The sequence below is a fragment of the Cupriavidus sp. Agwp_2 genome (genome assembly GCF_040784895.1).
Classification (GTDB): domain Bacteria; phylum Pseudomonadota; class Gammaproteobacteria; order Burkholderiales; family Burkholderiaceae; genus Cupriavidus.
Genome location: NZ_CP088084.1, coordinates 1137486 through 1158806, shown reverse-complemented (window position 1 = coordinate 1158806; position 21321 = coordinate 1137486). Strand labels below are relative to the sequence as shown.

The following is a 21321-nucleotide window of genomic DNA, read 5'->3' as shown; positions in this document are numbered from 1 at the left end:
CACAAGAATAGCGCCTAAACTGCCTTAGAAAATCGAAAGGTGGATTCATCGGTGCTTGCCGATATTCCTCAGACGCCACTTCTGTGACTATGGGCCACTTCGACGCTGCAGTACCGCATACCCGTATGCCGAGAAGATTACTGCAAGGATGTGCTGCGGTAGTCGCGCTGGCGTGCCTGTCCGGCTGTAACGCAGTGCTGCTTTCGCCATCCGGCGACATGGCCCTGCGGCAGCGCGACCTGATCATCATCGCCACCTGCCTGATGCTGCTGATCATCGTGCCGGTGATCATCCTCACGCTGGCATTTGCGTGGCGCTACCGCGAAAGCGCGACCGACGCGCCCTACAACCCCGACTGGGACCATTCCACGGTGCTGGAACTCGCGATCTGGGCCGCGCCGCTGCTGATCATCATCGCGCTGGGTGCGGTGACCTGGGTCAGCACCCACCAGCTCGATCCCTACCGGCCACTCACGCGCATCGACGCCGGCCGGCCCGTTCCCGCCGACGTCAAGCCGTTGCCGGTGCAGGTGGTGGCCATGGACTGGAAGTGGCTGTTCCTGTATCCGGAGCAGGGCATCGCCACGGTCAACGAGCTGGCCGCGCCGGTGGACCGGCCCATCGCCTTCCACATCACCGCCACCTCGGTGATGAACGCATTCTTCGTGCCGTCGCTGGCCGGCATGGTCTACGCCATGCCCGGCATGGAAACCAAGCTGCACGCCGTGATCAACAAGCCCGGCGAGTACGAGGGCATGTCGGCCAACTACAGTGGCGCGGGCTTCTCCAACATGCGCTTCAAGTTCCACGGGCTGTCGAACGAAGACTTCGACCGCTGGATCCAGCAGGTCAAGTCCTCGGGCCAGGGCTTGTCGACGGATGCGTACCTGCAGCTCGCGCAGCCGAGCGAGCGCGTGCCGGTGCAGCGCTATGCCAACGTGGCGGCCGGCCTCTATGACCTGATCCTGAACCGCTGCGTGAGCGGCGGCCGGTGCATGGCCGACACCATGGCACTCGACCGCAGCCGCGGCAAGTTCGACCCGTCACGCGAGATCTGCACCGCGAGCAACACCCAGGCCGTTGCGCCCGCCTTTGCGACCGAAGTCGCGCGCAACGAAGGCCGGCTGCTGCTGCGGTAAGACGCGGATCCCTTTTTCCCAGCGGTACTGGCCAGCTACCATCGGCCACGGTTGGTTACTTCAGGCCCCAGGTGAACAAATATGCCCGAGCGCTCGGAACTCGCCAATTTGATCTTCGGACGGCTGACGTGGGAGGCCATCCCGCTGCATGAGCCCATCCTGATCGCGACCTTTGCCGCGGTGGTGCTCGGCGGGCTGGTGCTCGTGGGCGCGGTGACCAAGTACGGCCTGTGGGGCTACCTGTGGCGTGAGTGGTTCACCAGCATCGACCACAAGAAGATCGGGATCATGTACGTGATCCTGGGCATCATCATGCTGCTGCGCGGGTTTGCCGACGCGGTCATGATGCGCATCCAGCAGGCCATTGCCTTCGGCGACAACGCGGGTTACCTGCCGCCGCACCACTATGACCAGATCTTTACCGCGCACGGCGTGATCATGATCTTCTTCGTGGCCATGCCGCTGGTCACGGGGCTGATGAACTTCGTCATGCCGCTGCAGATCGGCGCGCGCGACGTGGCCTTCCCGTTCCTCAACAACTTCAGCTTCTGGATGACCACCGGCGGCGCCATCCTGGTGATGATGTCGCTGTTCCTCGGCGAGTTCGCGCGCACCGGCTGGCTGGCGTATCCGCCGCTGTCCGGCATCATCCACAGTCCGGACGTTGGCGTCGACTACTACATATGGTCATTGCAGATAGCCGGGGTCGGGACATTGCTATCCGGCATCAACCTGCTGGTGACCATCGTCAAGATGCGCGCGCCGGGCATGACGCTGATGCGCATGCCGATCTTCACCTGGACCGCGCTGTGCACCAACGTGCTGATCATCGCCGCCTTCCCGGTGCTGACCGCCGCACTGGCGCTGCTGTCGCTCGACCGCTACGTCGGCACCAATTTCTTCACCGCCGACCAGGGCGGCAGCGCCATGCTGTACGTCAACCTGATCTGGATCTGGGGCCACCCCGAGGTCTACATCCTGGTGCTGCCGGTGTTTGGCATCTTCTCCGAGGTGGTCGCCACCTTCTGCCGCAAGCGCCTGTTCGGCTATGCGTCGATGGTCTACGCCACGGTGGTGATCACGGTGCTTTCCTACCTGGTCTGGCTGCACCACTTCTTCACCATGGGCTCGGGCGCCAGCGTCAATTCCTTCTTCGGGATCACGACGATGATCATCTCGATCCCGACCGGCGCCAAGATCTTCAACTGGCTGTTCACGATGTACCACGGCAAGATCCGCTTCGAGGCGCCGATGCTGTGGACCATCGGCTTCATGGTCACCTTCGTGATCGGCGGCATGACCGGCGTGCTGCTGGCGGTGCCGCCAGCGGACTTCTCGCTGCACAACAGCCTGTTCCTGATCGCCCACTTCCACAACGTGATCATCGGCGGCGTGGTGTTCGGGCTGATGGCCGGCATCCACTACTGGTTTCCCAAGGCTTTCGGCTACCGCCTGGTCTCGTCGTGGGGCAAGGCGTCGTTCTGGTTCTGGCTGACCGGCTTCTACTTCGCCTTCATGCCGCTGTACTGGCTCGGGCTGCTTGGCGTCACGCGCCGCATGAACCGTTTCGAGGATCCATCGCTGCAGATCTGGTTCCAGATCGCCGCCTTCGGCGCCGCGCTGGTCGCCATCGGCATCGCCTGCTTCATCATCCAGCTGGTGGTCAGCTTCCTGCGCCGCGAAGAACTGCGCGACCTGACCGGCGACCCCTGGAACGGCCGCACGCTGGAATGGTCGACCTCGTCGCCGCCGCCGCAATACAACTTTGCCTTCACGCCGGTGGTGCACGACACCGACGCCTGGTGGCACATGAAGCAGAACGGCTACACCCGCCCGCTGCAGGGCTTCAACCCCATCCACATGCCGAAGAACACCGCGGCCGGCATCGTGCTGGCGGGGCTGTCCACACTGTGCGGCTTCGGCCTGATCTGGCACATCTGGTGGCTGGTGGTGGCGTCGTTCGCGGCGACCATCATCGGGGCGATCATCCATACCTTCAACTACAAGCGCGACTACTACATTCCGGCCGAGCAGGTGGTCGGAACCGAATCGGCGCGCACACAACTGATGGCCGGCCATGGTTGAGACGACCTATCCCCAGTACGTGAGCGGGACCTCCGCGGCGGATGAAGTGCCGCCGGGGGGCTTCACCTTCCACCTGACCGAAGAGCACCACCCGCAGAACGGCACGCTGCTCGGGTTCTGGCTCTACCTGATGAGCGACTGCCTGATCTTCGCGTGCCTGTTCGCCGCCTACGGCGTGCTCGGCCGGGAATACGCGGGCGGGCCGACCGGGGCGGAGCTGTTTGAACTACCGCTGGTGGCGCTTAACACCACCTTCCTGCTGCTGTCATCGATCACCTATGGCTTTGCCATGCTGCAGATGCAGCAGAACCGCGTCGCCGGCACGCAGATCTGGCTGGCGATCACCGGCGTCTTTGGCGCGGCCTTCCTGGCGGTCGAACTGTATGAATTCGCGCACCTGATCCACCAGGGCGCCGGGCCGCAGCGCAGCGCCTTCCTGACCTCGTTCTTCGCGCTGGTCGGCACGCACGGGCTGCACGTGACCTTCGGCATCGTCTGGCTGATCGTGCTGATGATCCAGGTGACGCGGCACGGGCTGATTACCGCCAACAAGCGCAGGCTGATGTGCCTGTCGATGTTCTGGCACTTCCTGGACGTCGTCTGGATCGGCGTCTTTACCTTCGTCTACCTGATGGGATCGCTGCCATGAGCGCGCACGACGAGACGCTGGGTGGCCACGGGCATGGCCACGGCCACGAGCACGAGGAAGACGTCGGCCCGCACGCCACGCTGGGCGGCTACCTGACCGGCTTCGTGCTGTCGGTCTTCCTGACCGCGGTGCCGTTCTGGCTGGTGATGGGCGAAGTGTTCGAGAAATCCCACACCACGGCCATCGTCATCCTGCTGATCGGCGCGGTGCAGATCGTGGTCCACATGATCTACTTCCTGCACATGAACGCCAAATCGGAAGGCGGATGGAACATGCTGTCGCTGATGTTCACGCTGACGCTGGTGGTGATCACGCTGTCGGGATCGCTGTGGGTGATGTTCCACCTGAACAGCAACATGATGCCGAAGATGCATCACGAGCGCACCGTGGAGCCCGGCGCGACCATCGTGCCGCCCAAGGCCCCGTAGCCCCGTAGCCCCGTAGCCCCGTAGCCCCGTAGCCCCGTAGCCCCGCCAGTCCTGCTAGTGGGCCGCTGACTTCTGTGCGCGGCCTTGCGTACGTGGCTGAGCCGCGTGGGCTCCCGCGGCCCCGACCAGCAGCCAGCAGCACAACTGCACCGAACGCTCCATCAGCCGGCGCCGCCCGGCGCTGTCGGCTTCGATGTAGTCGACGCACTGGTGGAACAGGTAAGGCACGACATAGGCGCAGAATTCATCGATGAGCGGGCGCGGGAGTTGCGGACACAGTTCGAGCCGCTCGATGTCGTCGGCCATCTCGGCGGCAATGTCGTCAAGCACCACGCGGATCGCCGCACGTAGCGCCGGCTGCGGGCCGGTGATGCCGCATACCCCCACCACGAAGGCATCGGGGTGATGCCGGGCATACAGGAACAGCGCCTCGCACGCGCGGCTGGCCACTTCGTTGGGATTGTCGCGCGCGGCGGCCCAGCGCACCGAGCGCAGCATCGGGCGCAACTCGGCGCTGGCCTCGGCCACCGCGGTCAGCGCCAGGTCTTCCATGTCCCGGAAATGCCGGTAGAAAGTATTGGGATTGAGGTCGGCCTCGCGAGCGATCTCGCGCAGCTTGAGTGCCGCGAAGCTGCGCTTGGCGGCGGCCAGCTTCAGCGCGGCGTCGATCAGGCGGCGTTTGCCGTCGGCAATGGCTTCCATGCGATTAGTAGTGATGCTCGGTTTTTGGTCGACCTGCTGCGTTGACACCGTGTCTACGGTTGTCTACCCTTCGCCGAGGTAGACAGTTGTCTACGTTAGACGAAACGGCGGCAGATGGCAATCGCCCGCCGGCCCCCGGACCTTGGTGCAGATCGCGCAAATCGCGCAAACTGCACAAATCGCCCCCCAGTCATGCCGCACCCAACCGTGTCACCGGGCGCCGACGCCCTTGCCGAGCCAACGCATCCCGCCGCCCGCACGGCGCCCGAGCCGATCCCGCGCGATCCCGGCTGGCCGCTGGTCGGCAACCTGCTGCAGATCACGCGGGGTGCGGTGGGCCAGCACCTGCTGGCGCGCAGCCGCCACCATGACGGCATCTTCGAGCTCGACTTCGCCGGGCGGCGCGTGCCGTTCGTCACCTCGGTCGCGCTGGCTGCCGAGGTGTGCGATGCCGCGCGCTTCCGCAAGTACATCGGCCCGCCGCTGTCCTACCTGCGCGGCATGGCCGGCGACGGCCTGTTCACCGCCCACACCGACGAGGCCAACTGGGGCAAGGCGCACCGCATCCTGATGCCGGCCTTCAGCCAGCGGGCGATGAAGGGCTATTTCGACGTGATGCTGCGCGTGGCCAACCGGCTGGTCGACAAATGGGACCGGCAGGGCCCCGACGCAGATATCGCCGTCGCCGACGACATGACGCGGCTGACGCTCGATACCATCGCGCTGTCCGGCTTCGGCTATGACTTCGACTCGTTCGCCAGTGCGCAGCTGCACCCGTTTATCGAGGCCATGGTCGGCGCGCTGGAAGAAGCGATGTCCAGGCTCACGCGCTTTGCACTGCAAGACCGCTTCATGCACGCGGCGCACCGCAAGTTCGATGAAGACACGCGCTTCATGCGCGAACTGGTCGACGACGTAGTTCGCCGGCGCCGCGCCGCTGACGAAGGCGAGCGGCAGGGCACCGCCATGGACCTGCTCGGGCTGATGCTCGAAGCGCGCGACCCCGACACCGACCTGCGCCTGGACGACGAGAACATCCGCAACCAGGTCATCACCTTCCTGATCGCCGGCCACGAAACCACCAGCGGGCTACTGACCTTCGCCCTGTACGAACTGCTGCGCAATCCCGGCGTGATGGCGCAGGCTTACGCCGAGGTGGACGCGGTACTGCCCGGCGACACCGCGCCGGTGTACGCCGACCTGGCACGGCTGCCGGTGCTCGACCGCGTGCTCAAGGAAACGCTGCGGCTGTGGCCCACCGCGCCTGCTTTCGCCGTCGCGCCGTACCAGGACACGCTGCTCGGTGGCCGCTACCTGATCCGCAAGGACCGCCGCGTGTCCGTCGTGCTGACCGCGCTGCACCGCGACCCCAAGGTCTGGACCGATCCCGAACGCTTCGACATTGACCGCTTCCTGCCCGAGAACGAGGCCAGGCTGCCGCGCCACGCCTACATGCCGTTCGGCAATGGCGAGCGCGCCTGCATCGGCCGCCAGTTCGCGCTGACCGAGGCCAAGCTGGCGCTGGCGCTGATGCTGCGCAATTTCCAGTTCACCGACGCGCACGACTACCAGTTCCGCATCAAGGAAACGCTGACGATCAAGCCCGATGGCTTTACCATGCGCGCGCGCAGGCGCCGACCGCATGAACGCATCGCCGCGGTGCCGGTCGGCGCGGCAGGGCAGGCGCCGGCGGCCAGCGCCGAAGTGCAAGGCGCGGGGCGCCCGCTTGCCGTCCTGTGCGGGTCCAGCCTCGGCACCGCGCGCGAACTCGCCGAGCAGGTGCACGCCGGCGCGCTGGCCGCGGGATTCGATGCAACCCTGCGCGACCTCGACGAGATCGCCGATGCCTTGCCCGCCAGCGGCATGGCTGTCATCGTGGCCGCGACGTATAACGGCCGCGCCCCGGATTCCGCCCGTCGCTTCGAAGAACTGCTCGACAGCAACGCCGCCGGCGGCTACCGCGCGCCGGAGCTGCGCGTTGCGGTGCTGGGCTGCGGCAATTCGCAATGGCCGACCTACCAGGCCTTCCCGCGCCGGGTATTCGAGTTCTTCACCAGTGCCGGTGCCACGCCACTGCTGCCGCGTGGCGAGGCCGACGGCAACGGCGACTTCGACGACGCCGCGGAACGCTGGCTGGCCCTGTTGTGGCAGTCGCTGCAGGGCGGCGACGGCGCCAGCGGTTCGCCACAAGTGCCGGCTGTGCAGGTACAGCTGCGGGGCGTGGCCGAGATCCGCGCGACGACGCTGCCGCCCAATACACAGGGCTTCACGGTGCTGTCGAACACGGAACTGGTGAACGATCCCGACGGCCTGTGGGACTTCACGCGCGAGGCGCCGCGGACTTCCACGCGCGATATCCGGCTGCGCTTGCCGGAAGGCGCGCGCTATAGCACCGGCGACCACCTTGCCGTCTATCCGCAGAACCGGCCAGAGATCGTCACCGCGCTTTGCGAGCGGATCGCTGCCGACCCGGAGGCCATCGTCACCTTGTCTGCCGCGCCCGGTGCGGCACGCGGCCTGCCGGTTGGCGAGGCGCTTTCCGTGCGGCAACTGCTGACGCATTTCGTGGAGCTGCAGGATGTCGTTTCGCGCCACACGCTGCGCAGCCTCGCGCAGGCAACCCGTTGCCCATTCACTCAGCAGTCGCTACAGCAGCTTGCCTCGGACGATGAAACGGCTGGCTATGCAGCACAAGTCGCGCAGCGCCGGCTAGGTCTGGCCGATGTACTTGACCGGTTTCCCGCGATCGAACTGGACCTGGCCGGCCTGCTTGCCTGCACGGTGCCGATGCGGCCACGGTTCTATTCCATCGCGTCGTCGCCGCTGGTCTCGCCCGACGTGGCGACCGTCACCGTCGGCACGGTTTGCGCGCCGGCGCTGTCGGGCCGCGGCACGTTCCGTGGCGTGGCTTCCACCTGGCTGCAGGGCCTCGCACCCGGCGTGGTAGTAGCGGGCGTCATTCGCACACCCAATCCGCCGTTCGCGCCCGAGGCGGCGGGTGTCCCGATGATCCTCGTCGGGCCCGGCACCGGCATCGCACCGTTCCGCGGCTTCCTGGAAGAACGCGCGGCGCAGCAGGCCGCCGGAGAGGCGGTGGCGCCGGTGCAGTTGTACTACGGCTGCCGGCACCCGGCGCACGACTGGCTGTATCGAGAAGACGTCGCCCGCTGGCAAAAGCAAGGCGTGGCCGACGTCCACACCGCATACTCGGTCGTCGATGGCGCGCCGCGCTTTGTGCAGGATCTGCTCTGGCAGCGCCGGACAGATATCTGGACGCGGCTGAACGCAGGCGCTGTGATCTATGTATGCGGGGATGGCCGGCAGATGGCGCCTGCGGTCAGGCAGGCGCTGATCCGGATCGCCGCGGAGCAGGGCGGGATGACCGAGGCGGCGGCTTCGGACTGGCTGGCGGCGCTGGTAGCGGCAGGGCGCTATCGGCAAGACGTCTTTAACTGACCAGCGTACGTGCCCGTCCGCCGCCAGGGCCGTCAGATCGGGGGGAAGTGCAACTGGCCATCCGAGCCCAGCACACGACCATCCGGCGTCGCCGGCAAATGGGTGAGCTCAAACGCCAGGATCTGCTGCGGCGTGCGATAGATGCCGCCGTGGATTGCAGACATGGTGCTCGCGTCGAGGGCGCGGTGACCGGCAAGGTCTCGGATGATCAGGGTGCTCATGGCAGTTCTCCCAGGGATTGGTGAGCGGGACGCTCTGACCGGGAGATTGCAACCATCGTGCCTGTCGGGCACGGGCGCAGCTTTCGGCATGGAAACGGCGGGGGCGTGATGCCGACGGCGCGGCGCATCATGCGCGCTGTTGGGTGGCGACGCACACTGGTGCGATCAGGGATGGCGCCGCACCAACAACGGCATGGAAAGCGGGCAGCTTGCGCAAGCCCGTGAGGCACTTTGCAATCGGAAGTTGACAGACTAATGTTGGACTATGCTCCGGGGGCCAGACGACGGAGGCAGTTATGACCACGGTCTCGATAGAACCCGGCAGCTATCACGTTGCACTGCCGCAAAACCCCGGTGAAGTCATCGATCTGATCAAGAAGCACGCTATCGAGGTCGTTGACCTCAGGTTCACCGACTTGCCCGGCGTGTGGCAGCACTTCTCGATCACGCTGCCAGAAGTCAACGACGATTTGTTCTCGGCCGGCATCGGGTTCGACGGGTCTTCCATTCGTGGGTTCCAGGAAATACACGAGTCCGACATGCTGGTCAGGCCTGACCCGGCCACGGCATTCATCGATCCGTTTTGCACGGCACCAACGCTGGTGCTGATCTGCGACGTGCTGGACCCTGTCCTGCACCAGCCGTATTCGCGCGACCCGCGCTACATCGCGCGTAAGGCGGAGCTGTACCTCCAGCAAACCGGTCTTGCTACGGTTTGCTACGTTGGCCCCGAACTGGAGTTCTTCGTTTTCGACTCCATTCGCTTCGGGCAGGACCAGCACTCCGGCTACTACTATGTCGAATCCGCCGAAGGCGAATGGGCCTCGGGCCGTGACGAAGGCGCCTATGGCGGAGGCAATCTTGGCTACAAGCAGTCCTACAAGGGAGGATATTTTCCCGTGCCGCCAAGCGATACGCTGCAGGACATCCGCTCCGAGATCGTCCTCGCGCTGATGCAGGCAGGCGTCCGGGTCGAGGTGCATCACCATGAGGTAGCCACGGCGGGCCAGAATGAAATCGACATGCGCTTTGCACCTCTGACCCGGATGGCAGACAACGTGATGATGTACAAGTACATCTGCAAGAATGTTGCACGCCGCCACGGCAAGGTCGCCACATTCATGCCCAAGCCCCTGTTTGCCGACAACGCGAGCGGCATGCATTGCCACCAGAGCCTGTGGCGCGGCGACGAGAACCTCTTCTATGACAAGGACGGTTGGGCGCAGACATCCCAGATGTGCCGGTGGTACATAGGCGGCTTGCTCAGGCACGCCCCCGCCCTGATGGCTTTCTGCGCGCCGAGCACAAACTCATACAAGCGACTGGTGCCTGGATACGAGGCGCCTGTCAATCTGGCCATGTCGCAGCGCAACCGATCTGCCGCAGCCAGGATTCCCATGGTTTCGGATTCCCCAAGCGCCAGACGCGTTGAATTCCGCTGTCCTGACCCGTCGGCCAATGCCTATCTCGCCTTCTCGGCAATGCTGCTCGCCGGCCTTGACGGCATTGAAAACCAGACGGACCCCGGCGACCCGCTCGACAAGAACATTTATGATCTGCCACCCGAGGAAGCCGCCAGCATCCGGCAGGTTCCAGGTTCCCTCGAAGAGTCGCTTTCCGCACTGGAAGCCGATTCAGCCTTCCTGCGGAAGGGGGATGTCTTCACTGAAGACCTGATCAGTACGTGGATTGATTACAAGCGCACGCGCGAGATTGATACATTGAAGTTGCGGCCGCACCCGTGGGAGTTCCATCTCTACTTCGACATTTGATCAGTGGCGCGCTGATGGTGCTGGAACGGCGAGCGCGCCGACGGCCTTTCTCCGGTCTTCAAAAGGTCAAAAGGTCAAAAGGTCTCAGGCAGATCGCGCAAGCTGGACACAACGCTTTGCCAGCACGTCCGTAGGGTCGACCAGAGAAACGGTCGGCGCGCTTCCAACCTCGAATTGATCCGTTTGCGCAAATATCAACGGGAGTTCGGTGCAGCCGAGAATCTGCACCCTGGCGCCTTTGCCGTGCAGGTGAGCAATGGCAGCGCGCAGCAACTCGGCGCAATGGCCTTGCGTATGGCCTGCCTTGACGCCTTCAGCGCCGTAGATGGCATCCATGACCATCTGCTGGATCTCTGGCGCTGGCGTGATGAGTTCCAGGTGGCCCGCGGCGGCTTCGTGATAGACGCGGCTTTCCACGGTGCCTGATGTCGCAAGCAGGCCAACCTTCGAGCCTTGGCCATACTTGTCGACGATATGCCGGACCGTCTCCGTCAGCATATTGACGATCGGTACGGACAGGTGAGGCTGGATACGCTCGACATAGGCATGCGCCGTATTGCAGGGAATTGCAATCGCGTTCGCGCCTTCGGACTCCAGCCGCTTGCACGTGGCGAAGAGCGCAACCGTCGGGTCGGCCTCCTGGTGCAGGAGGTTTGCCGTACGGTCCGGTATTTGAGGGTTTTGCTCGACGACCATCTTGATATGGTCCTGATCCTTCGCCGCAGTGGTGTTCTTCACGACTTTTCCCATGAAGTCGACCGTGGCGGCGGGCCCAACGCCACCGACGATGCCCAGCTTGAACGCGAGATTGACCTGCCCGTCCGCCAGGGTGGTGGCATAGTCCGCATAGACCTGGTTCACATCGACAAATGCGATGCCGCGCCGCTGCAAGGCCGCAGCCACGAGAGAGAGTTCGGTCATGCCTGGAACAATCAGCTCCGCGCCAAGTTCGATCAGTTCCTGGCAGGCCTGGCAAATCCGCTCCAGAGCGAGGCCTTCCGTATTGCCGGACCTGATGCCTCCAGGACCATAAATCGCATCCATCAAACTGCCCTGCGTTGCTTCGGAGGGATACACAATCTCAAAATCGCGGCCGAAGCTCTCATCGAATAGCCGCGACTGACGCACGAAGTCCGAAGCAAGAACGCCGATTTTTCCACCGCGGGGCAAGGCGTCATTCAGCGTGGGCGCCAATGCGTCGAGCATATTGACGAGGCGCACCGACAGTTCCGCCTGAAGCTCTTCACGGAAGGTGTGGGACGCAAAGCAAGGCATGAGCACCGCATCGACCTTCCTGCTTTCGAAGGACTGGCAAGTCTTGAAGACGTAGAGCTTGCGGCTGGTCATGCTCGCATTGCGGGTCAGTGGCATCGCTACATCGCGAAACGGATGCTGCTCGAACAGGAAGTGGTACCGACCCTGGTCGGCCATGACCGCACGGCTCTTGACCAGCTTGAGAAAGAGGTCGGCGCCGGCCAGTGCGCCGAGCCCGCCAATGATTCCGAACGTGAGCTGTTGCATGCTTGTGAGATAACAATAAAGCCTTATTGGTTGAGTGCAACCGGTGCACGCGGGGCGGTCAGGACCTCGGGTCGCAAGATCTCCGCCAGTGCTGCCGCCGAGAGAAGTTCGCGTTCAAGAACGATGTCAGCGACCTTGAGTCCGGTTTCCAGGGCTTCCCGTGCAACTTCCGTGGAATTGGCGTAGCCGATGTAAGGATTCAACGCGGTCATCCAGCAGGCCGAGGTCCCGGTTCGTGAGTGCGGCCGCCTCCTTGATGTCGACCAGGGCGACAATCAGTTCGGGATACTTCGAAATGGGGTCGCCCGAAATCGGGAAATTCTCCAGCGCCCGCAGGGTATGGATGCCGTAGTACGCGTCTGCCGGCACCTCGCGGTAGCCCAGCAATCGTGCTCGCGTCGCGTCCCCTTGAAAAATTCTTCCTTGCTCATCGCGTTCCTCATCAGTGCGCCTGATTGGCGCAACCGGATTCTAGGAGCGCAAGGAAGACGAGCTGATGAGGATGTACACTCAAACTATTCCATCCCGGAATAGTTTTAGAAAGCGTCGCATGGAACGCTATTGGTGCGCGTAAAACCGGAGTTAAGCGCTTTTTACGCAAGCAATACCCGAGATGCCCGGGTTTACCATAACGGCAACATCGATGAGCCTGTCGGCAACGAGGAGCGGCACAATTGCAATTGAAGTGGATAGAAGACCTCTTGGCCATCGAGCAGACCAGAAGCTTTTCCCGCGCGGCCGAATTGCGATTCGTCACTCAGTCGGCGCTTTCTCGCCGGGTCAAGTCGCTCGAAGACTGGGTCGGGGTCGAACTGGTCGACCGTGCAACCTACCCGGTCGAACTGACCTCCGCCGGCCGGCGGTTTTGTGAGCAGAGCAAGGAGTCGGTTGGCGCGCTGACCGAGGTCCGCTCAGCGCTGCGGCAGGAGGCCAGGATGCCTGGACGCTCCATCCAGATCACCGCCGGGCACACACTGTCACTGACCTTCCTGCCCAAATGGCTGAAGCAGTTTCACCAGCGTTCCGGGGATTTCAATGCCCGCGTCGTCGCAGCCAATGTCCACGACGCCGTCATCGCGCTTGCCGAGAGCAATTGCGACCTGATGATTGGGTATCACCATCCGCTCGTCCCGATGCAGCTGGACGAGGACAAATTTGCAAACCTGACCTTGGGACAGGAAGCGTTTATCCCCGTTTCCGCGCCGAACGGTCGTGGTGCACCAATGTTCGCGCTGCCTGGCTCGTCAGCGTCCCCTCTGCCATATCTCGCTTATACGGCGACGACCTTCATGGGACGCGTGGTCGACGTGATTCTGAATGGCGTGGATACCGCCTACCATTTCCGCGCTTGCTACGAAGCAGACATGGCGATGCTGCTGATGAAAATGGTGGTCGAGGGATATGGGGTTGCCTGGCTTCCGTTCAGCGCCGTCAGCGAGGAAATCGACGCAGGCCGGCTTGTCCGCGCGGGTGGCGACGAGTGGAGCGCGCAACTGGAGATTCGGTCCTATCGCGCAATCGCCAATACGAACCCCACTATGCAAGACCTGTGGAAGTCGTTGGAAGATTCTGTCAACCGAGGCGCATAGGAATGCGCGATATCCAGGGCCGGCGCGCTCGGCCACGAACAGGCGCAAATCGCCGAGGGTTGCAGTCAGCAAGATTGGTGCGGCGAACGGCAACCTGCGTCAGCAAGGGTTGCTACATTTCCGGCGGACCGTAGATCACGTTGGCCAAAGCACGTGCGCCCGCGGCCACCCCCACGGTCTGCGAGGGCGGTTGCGGCTGGAGGAGTCCGCTGCTCGTCAGCACGTTGGCGGCAACGACGGTGTAGCTGCCGGGAGCCAGGGTCAGCGTGGACGGCTGGGTCAGGGTCTGGCGGAACTCGCCGGGTCCCAGTACCGTGATGGCCGCCGACGTCCCGGACGGCAGGCCGGAGATGGAGATCATCAGCTCGCCCGTGCCGCTGGCGCTGCCATCGCCCTCGTCGTCCCCACCCCCGCCGCAGGCAGCGATGCCCAGGCAGCAGGCAATGAGGAATTGGCAAAGCGAGGATCGAAGTGCTACGGACATGGCACGCTCCTGTCACGGCCCCGGGCACAGCCTGCCATGCAAGAACCGAATTACGGTTGCACAAGTCCCGCGGGCCTTTCCGGCGGCAGGCGCGCACCGGCCTTATAAAAATACTTCATGCGCGCGGCATCAGCGATGCGTATCCGTAGGCGCAAGCCCTGAAGTGGGTCGGGAATCAAGATTCCCGACCTGGCGAGGCCGTTGCAGGATCGGCTTGCCCTAGCGCAACGACCGGAACGCCGACCGCAACTCCGCGCTGAACAGCTCCGGCTCTTCCCACGCCGCGAAGTGACCGCCCCTGGCAACCTGGTTGTAATAGACCAGGTTGGGATAGGCCCGCGCCAGCCAGGCCTTCGGTGGCCGGTAGACCTCGCCCGGAAAGACCGTCACCGCCGCCGGAACGGTGACGGGGCCGCTCCTTGCCGGTGCGGCGCTGGTCTCCCAGTAGATCCGTGCGCTGGACTCGCCGGTGTTCGTCAGCCAGTAGAGCGAGATGTTGTCGAGGATCGCGTCACGGCCCAATGCCCGCTCGGGATCGCCGCGCGTGTAGACCCAGTCGGCCAGCTTGTCATAAATCCATGCCGCCAGCCCCACTGGCGAATCGGCCAGGCCAAAGCCGATGGTCTGGGGGCGCGTCTGCATGAGGGCGGCGTAGCCGAATCCCTTGCTGAGGAAGTCCCTCGCCTCGTCGAACACCTGCTTCTCCTCGGCGGTCAGGCTGGACGGGGCGGGCTCGCCGGTCTTCAGCGCCATGGCGAGCGCCGGCGGCAGCGTCGTCGCGCGCTCGATACGGTTGACGTGAATGCCTAGCAACCCTTCAGGCGCGAGGCGGCCAAGTGCGTCGGAGACGATCGCGCCCCAGTCGCCGCCTTGCGACACGTACCGCGCATAGCCAAGACGCTTCATCAGCACGTCCCACGCGCGGGCGATGCGGTCCGGGTTCCAGCCGGTGCCCCCGGGCATTTGGGAAAAGCCGAAGCCCGGCAGCGACGGGATCACCAGATGGAATGCATCGGCCGCGCTGCCGCCGTATGCGGTGGGATCCGTCAGCGGACGGATGCTGTCGAGCAACTCGAAGACCGACCCGGGCCAGCCGTGCGTCATGACCAGCGGCAGCGCGTTCTCATGGCGCGATCGGACATGGATGAAGTGGATATCCACGCCGTCTATGTTCGTCACGAACTGGGGCCAGGCATTCAGTCTTGCCTCGGCCTTGCGCCAGTCATGGCCCGTAGCCCAGTAGCGCACGAGCGGCCGCAGCTTGTCGAGTTGTACGCCCTGGGACCGGTCTGGCACGGTTTCCGGATCGGGCCATCGCGTCGCCATCAGCCGGCGGCGCAGATCGTCCAGGGCCGATTGCGGGATCCGCGCGCGGAACGGGCGGATCGCATCGGACGCGCCGGTGCGCGCCGGCGCGGACTGCCCGGCAAGAGCCAGCCGCGGTGAAAAGAGCGAGAGGGCCGCGCTCGCCACGCCGCCCAACAACAGGGAACGGCGCGGCAGGTCGGTTGTGTTATCGGACGATTGCGCGTTCATGCGAGGCTTCGTCATTGCGCGCTGGCCTTGCCGGATGGCTTGGCCGGCACCAGCAGCGGCACGTCCTTCCTGACAATGTAGGTCGCCAGTTCCGACGCCTTGCCGCTACCGACATTGCGTGCCGAATGAACGCTGCCGGCCGGGATGAACAGCGCCTCACCGGTCTTCAGCGTGACTGGCGGCTTGTCGTCGAGCTGGTATTCCAGCGTGCCTTGCAGCACATAGGCGATTTCTTCGCCAGGGTGCGAGTGCCTGGCCGCGAAGGCGCCGGGGTCGAAGTCGACGCGGACCTGGATGGCATCGCGGCCGGGAATGCTGAGTGCGTGGTGGATCAGGTCGGTGCGCTGGATGTCGGAAGGTTGCGCGTGGGCGTTCAGCAGAGGCAGGCTGCTGCTGGCAATAAGCAGGGCGGAGGCGAAAAGCCGGGGCATGTTCATGAGGCAGGTTTCCTTGTTGTGTGCAGGACGCTGCGGTGAACGCATTGGCCAGCGTTGGCCAATGCGTTCACGCGGGGTGGGCGCGTCTCTTATGTAGTGGGTGAGATCCGGCCGTCCTCAGACGATGTGGATCTCGACATCGATGTTCCCGCGCGTGGCTTTCGAGTACGGGCAGATTTCATGGGCGGTGCTGGCAAGGGACTGTGCCACCTGGCGCTCCACGCCGGGCAGGCTGACATGCAGACGCGCCGCGAGGAAGTAGCCTTGTGCCGCCTGGCCAAGATCGATTTCCGCATCGACGGCCGCGTCAGCCGGCAGCGCGACGTTGGCCGCCTGGGCTGCCTTGGCAATCGCGCCAAGGAAGCATGCTGACCAGCCGGCGCCTAGCAGCTGTTCGGGGTTGGTACCGGCACCAGCGGTGCCGGGGGAGGACAGGTCAACGGCCAGGCGACCGTCTGCGCTCCGGGCGTGCCCGTTGCGGCCGCCAGTGGTGTGGGTCTTGCCGGTGTAAATCACTTTCTCGATGGCATTGATCATTGACAGGATGTTCCAGGTTGAGAGGGGGTTGCCACGTGGGACAGGGCATCGCCGGAGGTGGCGTGTACCGGCGATGCGATGCAGGCGGAGCAAGTCGGATCGGAGACCTGGACCGCCTGCAATGCGAGTTATCGGAATGCAGCGCGAACCTCTTGCACGGCTTGCTGCGGGTCCTGCAGATGCGGGTAGTGCCCGATGCCAGGAAGCTCGGTGAACGGTGCATGCGCCTTCTGCGCAAACTCGATCCCCATTTCCTTCCGGATATAGATGTCCTTTTCACCCCAGACCACCTTGACCGGTGTCTTGAGCCGGTGCAGGTTCGCCTCCAGGTATGCCTGGTCGCGCGAAAAGTGCGAGTAGTAGTGGTAAAAGGCATCGGCAGACGTCATCGCGCCGTGGCTCCATCCGCGGGCCATGTCGTCCCGGAGTTCGGGCGAGATGTCGAACTGCGCTTCCGTGGGCAGGCCGCGCCGGTAGGCGTTTTGCAAGACATCGTCGCGGTTCCGGTTCAACTGGGCGCGGGCCAGTTCGGCCGACGGCTGCGCCTTCAGGCTCTGCAGGCTTTCGTACATGTACTGCGGCCGGTCAAGCGGGGCGAAGTCGCCCACGATGATCGTTCTCGCAATGTCCGGTTCGTCGAGCGCCAGGAGCAGGGCGGGCAGCGCGCCGATATCGGTGGCATAGATGGTCAGCCGGGACGTGTCGATGCCTGCCTTGCGGATGTATGCCTGCAGGACGCGCGCATAGTCCCTGGGCGCATAGGAAAACTTGTCGGCCGTGGGGCGCGACGAGAGACCGTAGCCGGGCCAATCGATGGCATGCACTTCGAAGTCATCGCCCAGCGACACGGCGATGTCCTTCCATGCGTACAGGGTTTCCGGGAAACCGTGCAGGAAGAGGACGGTCCCTTTCGCGCCGGGGTGGTGCACCACCATTCGCCTCAGCGAAATGTCCCTGTCTATCTCGATCCATCCGATATCGGGTTGTCGTGCCTGCTTTCGCACGGTGGCGTCGGCATGGGCGATGGCCGACGCCGTGGCAGCGCCGAGGATGAGGGCGATGGCAAGCAGCCGCCGCAGCAGATTCCTGGACATATCAGCAGTTCCCGGACGTGGCATGCGGCGTCACTGGACCCAGCGCTCGACCTGCGCCTGCAGGCGCGGCCCGACCAGCAGGATGGCGGGAATGACGATCACGTAGCCGAGGCCCCAGGAGCGCAGCCACGTCAGCGCAAAGCCTTCCGAGAACCCCATATTCAGAGCGAGCAGGGCGAAGGAGATGATCCCCGTGGTCACGACACCCATCGACAGTGCGAAGGCGATTTTCCGTTTCAGATGCAGGTCCATGGCTACTTCCTTTGTGATGAAAAAATACCAATCGGTATATTTTGGGGCAAAAAAATCAGGCGAGGTCGACCACGGTTTTTTCCACTGCCGACATGACGGCCTTGTTGTAGGCCGCGTTTCCAGTCAGCCGCGAGATCATGACGGCACCCTCGATCAGCGCGATCAGGGTGACGGCGGCCTGCTCGGGATCGACGTCCCGGCGGAATTCCCGCGAAGCAATGCCTGCCTTGATGACCGATACCAGATTCGACTGCCAGCTCCGGAAAGCCTCCAGGGCCTTTTCCCGCAGGGCGGGGTGGGTGTCGTCGGCTTCAATGGCGGTGTTGAGCAGCGGGCATCCGCCCTCCGGAAAACCTTCAGGAAGGTTTTCGTACACGCCAGTCAGGGCAAGCAGCTTTTCCATGCTGGTGGTTTTCGCGGCCATTTCGTTGCGGACCGCGGATTGCACCTGCTTCCAGTTGTGGTCGAATGCAGCCAGAGCCACCTCTTCCTTGTTGGCAAAGTTGCCGTAGACACTGCCCTTGGTCAGGCCGGTGGCCTCGGTCATGTCGGCCAGCGATGTTCCGGCATAGCCCTTTGTGTTGAAAATGGGCGCTGTCTTCTCGACGATGAGCTGGCGGGTGCGTTCGGCTTTGTTCATGCAGGCCAGAATATACCAATCGGTATTTTTGTCAAGGACAGTCCATCCATGTGATGGCTGGCCCATGTCGCACGAGGTGTCAGCCGAAGCAAACGCCATGATTCTCAGTCCTGGTGCTGCACTTCCGGCGGGCGGCGAAAGCTGATTGCCAGGCGGTTGAATGCATTCATCAGGCTGATGGCCATCGTCAGGTCGGCGAGTTCCTTTTCGCTGAAGACCGCTTCGGCCCTGTGGAACGCGTCGTCCGGGACGTGCGTTTCCGCTACGCGTGTCACCGACTCCGCCCATTCGAGTGCGGCCTGCTCGCGCTCACTGAAAAGGTCGCCTGCCTCGCGCCAGGCTTGCACGAGTGCGAGCTTCGTGACCGACACGCCTTTCTTCAACAGGTCTCGCGTGTGCATGTCCAGGCAGTAGGCGCAGCCATTGATCTGGCTGACGCGAAGATAGGTCAACTCCACCAGGACGCTGTCCAGCCCCGACTGCAGGATGTATCCGTAGACATTGCCGAATGCCTTGACACCGCCAGGAGACACTTTTGTGTAGTCCAGCCTCATTTCGTGCTCCCTTCGTAAGTCGTCAGGTTTTTCTCGCCGCTATCCACCACGAACACGGCCAGGAGCTTCGCCGGTTTTGTCCGGCTCGCGTTGCGGCTGACCGGATGATGCGATCCGGGCTCTTCGTGGAAGCTTTCGCCGGCCTTGTAGACGCGCTCCGGACCGTTGTCCACCTTGCTCGCAATGCTGCCTGAGACCACATAGGCATAGATGAACGCTGACTTGGCGTGGTAGTGCGGCACCGAGGCGCCGCCAGGCGGATAAACGACTTCCACGGCGACGATCGATTTCCCCGGAATGTTCGTGATCGATCGCGAGAAGTTTTCCTTCACCGTTTCTTCGGGGCCGTGCGCGGCCGCGGCGCCGCTGAATGCCATGGCGGTTGCCGCCATGAATGGCAAGAGAATGCGTTGGGGTTTCATGTCGATCTCCTAGGTAAAGCCTGGTCCTGAGTTTTAACTGCGACTTATACAGTCGTAGTAACGATAGTGGATCGTCAGCGAAAGCGCAAGTCCTGCGCGCAGGTTCACCGTGCGAGGCAGGCACTAAAAAAATCTTGCGTTTCTTAACTACGACTCATATGATCGTAGTTAAGGGCCGGATGTGCTCGGATTTCGCCGACGCATCCATGCGCGCCACGCAACCGCAACCGCAACCGCCGGCCCTGTCACACGAAACCGAGGTTTGATTCAGGAGCTTGAAGATGTCCCAACGCATTCTTGTCATCGGCGCCGGCTTTGCCGGCATGTGGAGCGCACTGGCTTCGGCCCGTCTGCTTGACCAGGTCGGGCGCACCGACGTGGAAATCGCGCTGGTCGCGCCGGAACCCGAACTACATGTCCGCCCGCGTCTCTATGAGCAGAATCCGAACGGGATGAAGGCGCCGCTGCAAGAGATCTTCAAGGCCGTCGGCGTGCGGTTTATCCAGGGGAGGGTGGAGCACATCGACGTCGCGAACCGCAATGTGAGCATTGCGGGTGTCGGCACGGAGGGCTCGCGCCAGCGCATCGGCTATGACCGCCTGGTGCTCGCCGCGGGAAGCCGGCTGTTCCGTCCGCAGATTCCTGGCCTGGACCAGCATGCATTCAATGTCGACCAGGTCGCCGACGCAGCGCAGCTCGAAGCGCATCTCCATAACCTGGCCAGCCGGCCGGATCGTGCCGGGCGCAATACGGTGGTGGTCGCGGGTGCCGGCTTCACCGGCATCGAGACGGCCGCGGAAATGCCGGCCCGACTGCGCGAAGTCCTGGGCGAGGACGCCGCAGTGAACGTGATCATGGTGGAGCGCAATGCCGAGATCGGACCTGACCTGGGTGCGGGGCCGCGACCGGTGATCACGCAGGCGCTGACGGAGTTGGGCGTGACCTGGAAGCTCGGCTCTGGCGTCGCTGCCGTCGATGCGACCGGCGTGACGCTTGAGAGCGGCGAGCGCATCGAGGCGGATACGGTGATCTGGACGGCAGGTGCCCGTGCCAGCGAACTTACCGCGCAGATTCCGGCGGAGCGCGATGGCCTGGGCCGGCTGCACGTCGATCGCGATCTCAGGGTCAGGGGTGTCGATGAGGTGTTCGCCACCGGCGATTGCGCCTATGCCGCGACCGATGACGAAGGCAACTTTGCGGCGATGTCCTGCCAGCACGCAATGAACCTCGGCCGTTCGGCGGGGCACAACGTGGCGGCGGACCTCGTGGGCGAGGCCATGATCCCGTATAGCCAGCCGAAGTATGTGACCTGTCTGGACCTGGGGCCGTGGGGCGCTGTCTACACGGAAGGCTGGAACCGGCAGGTCAAGCTGACCGGCGGCGTGGCCAAGGCGCTGAAGACGCGGATCAATACCGAGTGGATCTACCCGCCGAGCGCGGATCGTGCGGAAGCGCTGGCGCTGGCTGACCCGCGCCGCATCGTTGTTGCCTGACGGCACGCGCAAAAAGCAAACAGGGCGATCCAACGGATCGCCCTGTTTGCATTGCATCCGCTGCAGTCCTGTGCGCGGAGCGAGGGAGCCTCGATGCGCTCAGGCGCTCTCGCGTTTTCGTGCGCGCAGTTTCCGGCCTGTCGCCCCGCGGGTTGGCTGCCCGGTCCGACAACCACCGCACCGCGTGTCCGCCATAGCTGGCGGGCGCCTTGTCGGTAGTGCGCTGGGCGAGATCGCGGGCCGGGCCGCAAGGACGCCTATAGTGAAGGCCGGCACCGCTCTCCTGCCTCCCACGCCATGCCATCCCGAA

At 63.9% G+C, this 21321-nt stretch carries 21 protein-coding genes and 1 pseudogene; 8 read left to right on the top strand and 14 right to left on the bottom strand.

The window, feature by feature from the left end; translation table 11 throughout:
• Positions 1–89: 89 nt before the first annotated feature.
• The 4 genes from cyoA (at position 90) to cyoD (ending at position 4301) form a co-directional block, all read left to right on the top strand.
• Positions 90–1139: a ubiquinol oxidase subunit II gene (gene cyoA, locus LPA45_RS23030; RefSeq protein WP_116319809.1), complete on the top strand. Its 1050-nt coding sequence runs from the start codon at positions 90–92 to the stop codon at positions 1137–1139.
• A gap of 81 nt (positions 1140–1220) precedes the next feature.
• The gene (cyoB, locus tag LPA45_RS23025; RefSeq protein ID WP_116319808.1) at positions 1221–3224 is read left to right on the top strand and encodes a cytochrome o ubiquinol oxidase subunit I; all 2004 of its coding nucleotides are present in this window, start codon (positions 1221–1223) and stop codon (positions 3222–3224) included.
• On the top strand, positions 3217–3873 hold the full coding sequence (gene cyoC / locus LPA45_RS23020) for a cytochrome o ubiquinol oxidase subunit III (RefSeq protein ID WP_116319807.1): 657 nt from the start codon (positions 3217–3219) through the stop codon (positions 3871–3873). Before cyoB ends, cyoC begins: the two co-directional genes overlap by 8 nt.
• Positions 3870–4301, top strand: a complete 432-nt coding sequence (cyoD, locus tag LPA45_RS23015) for a cytochrome o ubiquinol oxidase subunit IV (RefSeq protein ID WP_116319806.1) — start codon at positions 3870–3872, stop codon at positions 4299–4301. Before cyoC ends, cyoD begins: the two co-directional genes overlap by 4 nt.
• 54 nt (positions 4302–4355) lie before the next feature.
• Here the strand turns inward: cyoD and LPA45_RS23010 are convergent, their stop codons facing one another.
• On the bottom strand, positions 4356–5003 hold the full coding sequence (locus LPA45_RS23010) for a TetR family transcriptional regulator (protein WP_317923596.1): 648 nt from the start codon (positions 5001–5003) through the stop codon (positions 4356–4358).
• 192 nt (positions 5004–5195) lie between these two features.
• Between LPA45_RS23010 and LPA45_RS23005 the strand changes: the two genes are divergently transcribed.
• Positions 5196–8459 carry a bifunctional cytochrome P450/NADPH--P450 reductase gene (locus LPA45_RS23005; RefSeq protein ID WP_367395110.1) on the top strand — a complete coding sequence of 1088 codons (3264 nt, stop codon included), beginning with the start codon at positions 5196–5198 and terminating at the stop codon, positions 8457–8459.
• A gap of 32 nt (positions 8460–8491) precedes the next feature.
• On the opposite strand, the gene LPA45_RS23000 is transcribed toward LPA45_RS23005, so the two are convergent.
• Complete coding sequence (locus LPA45_RS23000; protein WP_116319803.1) at positions 8492–8680, bottom strand: hypothetical protein; 189 nt, start codon at positions 8678–8680, stop codon at positions 8492–8494.
• A gap of 296 nt (positions 8681–8976) precedes the next feature.
• Between LPA45_RS23000 and glnA the strand changes: the two genes are divergently transcribed.
• Entirely contained in the window at positions 8977–10452 is a 1476-nt protein-coding gene (gene glnA / locus LPA45_RS22995) for a type I glutamate--ammonia ligase (protein ID WP_317921396.1), read from the top strand.
• An 84-nt stretch (positions 10453–10536) separates the two neighbouring features.
• Here glnA and LPA45_RS22990 read toward each other — a convergent pair whose 3' ends face one another.
• The 3 genes and pseudogenes from LPA45_RS22990 to LPA45_RS22980 form a co-directional block, all read right to left on the bottom strand.
• Entirely contained in the window at positions 10537–11973 is a 1437-nt protein-coding gene (locus LPA45_RS22990) for an aspartate/glutamate racemase family protein (RefSeq protein WP_317921394.1), read from the bottom strand.
• Between the two features lie 23 nt (positions 11974–11996).
• The gene (locus tag LPA45_RS22985) at positions 11997–12185 is read right to left on the bottom strand and encodes a hypothetical protein (protein ID WP_317921393.1); all 189 of its coding nucleotides are present in this window, start codon (positions 12183–12185) and stop codon (positions 11997–11999) included.
• A pseudogene (locus tag LPA45_RS22980) lies at positions 12178–12390 on the bottom strand (hypothetical protein); the annotation flags it as partial. The pseudogene LPA45_RS22980 and the gene LPA45_RS22985, both read right to left, overlap by 8 nt.
• Before the next feature lie 257 nt (positions 12391–12647).
• Between LPA45_RS22980 and LPA45_RS22975 the strand changes: the two are divergent.
• Positions 12648–13562 carry a LysR substrate-binding domain-containing protein gene (locus tag LPA45_RS22975; protein WP_317921392.1) on the top strand — a complete coding sequence of 305 codons (915 nt, stop codon included), beginning with the start codon at positions 12648–12650 and terminating at the stop codon, positions 13560–13562.
• 112 nt (positions 13563–13674) lie between these two features.
• Here LPA45_RS22975 and LPA45_RS22970 read toward each other — a convergent pair whose 3' ends face one another.
• The 9 genes from LPA45_RS22970 to LPA45_RS22930 form a co-directional block, all read right to left on the bottom strand.
• The gene (locus tag LPA45_RS22970; protein ID WP_199414590.1) at positions 13675–14046 is read right to left on the bottom strand and encodes a hypothetical protein; all 372 of its coding nucleotides are present in this window, start codon (positions 14044–14046) and stop codon (positions 13675–13677) included.
• Positions 14047–14265: 219 nt separating this feature from the next.
• Positions 14266–15582 (bottom strand): epoxide hydrolase family protein, encoded by a 1317-nt coding sequence (locus tag LPA45_RS22965; RefSeq protein ID WP_116319798.1) that lies wholly within the window; start codon positions 15580–15582, stop codon positions 14266–14268.
• A gap of 11 nt (positions 15583–15593) precedes the next feature.
• Entirely contained in the window at positions 15594–16019 is a 426-nt protein-coding gene (locus LPA45_RS22960) for a cupin domain-containing protein (protein ID WP_116319797.1), read from the bottom strand.
• Positions 16020–16136: 117 nt separating this feature from the next.
• A complete protein-coding gene (locus LPA45_RS22955; RefSeq protein ID WP_116319796.1) occupies positions 16137–16556 on the bottom strand; it encodes an organic hydroperoxide resistance protein in 420 nt (139 codons plus the stop codon).
• Between the two features lie 128 nt (positions 16557–16684).
• Positions 16685–17650, bottom strand: coding sequence for an alpha/beta fold hydrolase (locus LPA45_RS22950; protein WP_116319795.1), 966 nt, complete (start codon positions 17648–17650; stop codon positions 16685–16687).
• Between the two features lie 30 nt (positions 17651–17680).
• Positions 17681–17902 (bottom strand): DUF2798 domain-containing protein, encoded by a 222-nt coding sequence (locus LPA45_RS22945; RefSeq protein WP_116319794.1) that lies wholly within the window; start codon positions 17900–17902, stop codon positions 17681–17683.
• 55 nt (positions 17903–17957) lie between these two features.
• Positions 17958–18641 (bottom strand): TetR/AcrR family transcriptional regulator, encoded by a 684-nt coding sequence (locus LPA45_RS22940; protein WP_233528131.1) that lies wholly within the window; start codon positions 18639–18641, stop codon positions 17958–17960.
• Positions 18642–18646: 5 nt separating this feature from the next.
• Positions 18647–19096 (bottom strand): carboxymuconolactone decarboxylase family protein, encoded by a 450-nt coding sequence (locus LPA45_RS22935; RefSeq protein ID WP_116319792.1) that lies wholly within the window; start codon positions 19094–19096, stop codon positions 18647–18649.
• The gene (locus tag LPA45_RS22930; protein ID WP_116319791.1) at positions 19093–19518 is read right to left on the bottom strand and encodes a cupin domain-containing protein; all 426 of its coding nucleotides are present in this window, start codon (positions 19516–19518) and stop codon (positions 19093–19095) included. Before LPA45_RS22930 ends, LPA45_RS22935 begins: the two co-directional genes overlap by 4 nt.
• Before the next feature lie 281 nt (positions 19519–19799).
• Between LPA45_RS22930 and LPA45_RS22925 the strand changes: the two genes are divergently transcribed.
• Positions 19800–21011 (top strand): NAD(P)/FAD-dependent oxidoreductase, encoded by a 1212-nt coding sequence (locus LPA45_RS22925; RefSeq protein WP_116319790.1) that lies wholly within the window; start codon positions 19800–19802, stop codon positions 21009–21011.
• The last annotated feature ends 310 nt before the right edge of the window (positions 21012–21321 follow it).

Excerpts from the sequence above, each read along its gene's own strand:
- cyoA (WP_116319809.1), top strand. The coding sequence starts at position 90 with ATGGGCCACTTCGACGCTGCAGTACCGCATACCCGTATGCCGAGAAGA.
- cyoB (WP_116319808.1), top strand. The coding sequence starts at position 1,221 with ATGCCCGAGCGCTCGGAACTCGCCAATTTGATCTTCGGACGGCTGACG.
- cyoC (WP_116319807.1), top strand. The coding sequence starts at position 3,217 with ATGGTTGAGACGACCTATCCCCAGTACGTGAGCGGGACCTCCGCGGCG.
- cyoD (WP_116319806.1), top strand. The coding sequence starts at position 3,870 with ATGAGCGCGCACGACGAGACGCTGGGTGGCCACGGGCATGGCCACGGC.
- LPA45_RS23010 (WP_317923596.1), bottom strand. The coding sequence starts at position 5,003 with ATGGAAGCCATTGCCGACGGCAAACGCCGCCTGATCGACGCCGCGCTG.
- LPA45_RS23005 (WP_367395110.1), top strand. The coding sequence starts at position 5,196 with ATGCCGCACCCAACCGTGTCACCGGGCGCCGACGCCCTTGCCGAGCCA.
- LPA45_RS23000 (WP_116319803.1), bottom strand. The coding sequence starts at position 8,680 with ATGAGCACCCTGATCATCCGAGACCTTGCCGGTCACCGCGCCCTCGAC.
- glnA (WP_317921396.1), top strand. The coding sequence starts at position 8,977 with ATGACCACGGTCTCGATAGAACCCGGCAGCTATCACGTTGCACTGCCG.
- LPA45_RS22990 (WP_317921394.1), bottom strand. The coding sequence starts at position 11,973 with ATGCAACAGCTCACGTTCGGAATCATTGGCGGGCTCGGCGCACTGGCC.
- LPA45_RS22985 (WP_317921393.1), bottom strand. The coding sequence starts at position 12,185 with ATGACCGCGTTGAATCCTTACATCGGCTACGCCAATTCCACGGAAGTT.
- LPA45_RS22970 (WP_199414590.1), bottom strand. The coding sequence starts at position 14,046 with ATGTCCGTAGCACTTCGATCCTCGCTTTGCCAATTCCTCATTGCCTGC.
- LPA45_RS22965 (WP_116319798.1), bottom strand. The coding sequence starts at position 15,582 with ATGAACGCGCAATCGTCCGATAACACAACCGACCTGCCGCGCCGTTCC.
- LPA45_RS22960 (WP_116319797.1), bottom strand. The coding sequence starts at position 16,019 with ATGAACATGCCCCGGCTTTTCGCCTCCGCCCTGCTTATTGCCAGCAGC.
- LPA45_RS22955 (WP_116319796.1), bottom strand. The coding sequence starts at position 16,556 with ATGATCAATGCCATCGAGAAAGTGATTTACACCGGCAAGACCCACACC.
- LPA45_RS22950 (WP_116319795.1), bottom strand. The coding sequence starts at position 17,650 with ATGTCCAGGAATCTGCTGCGGCGGCTGCTTGCCATCGCCCTCATCCTC.
- LPA45_RS22945 (WP_116319794.1), bottom strand. The coding sequence starts at position 17,902 with ATGGACCTGCATCTGAAACGGAAAATCGCCTTCGCACTGTCGATGGGT.
- LPA45_RS22940 (WP_233528131.1), bottom strand. The coding sequence starts at position 18,641 with ATGGCGTTTGCTTCGGCTGACACCTCGTGCGACATGGGCCAGCCATCA.
- LPA45_RS22935 (WP_116319792.1), bottom strand. The coding sequence starts at position 19,096 with ATGAGGCTGGACTACACAAAAGTGTCTCCTGGCGGTGTCAAGGCATTC.
- LPA45_RS22930 (WP_116319791.1), bottom strand. The coding sequence starts at position 19,518 with ATGAAACCCCAACGCATTCTCTTGCCATTCATGGCGGCAACCGCCATG.
- LPA45_RS22925 (WP_116319790.1), top strand. The coding sequence starts at position 19,800 with ATGTCCCAACGCATTCTTGTCATCGGCGCCGGCTTTGCCGGCATGTGG.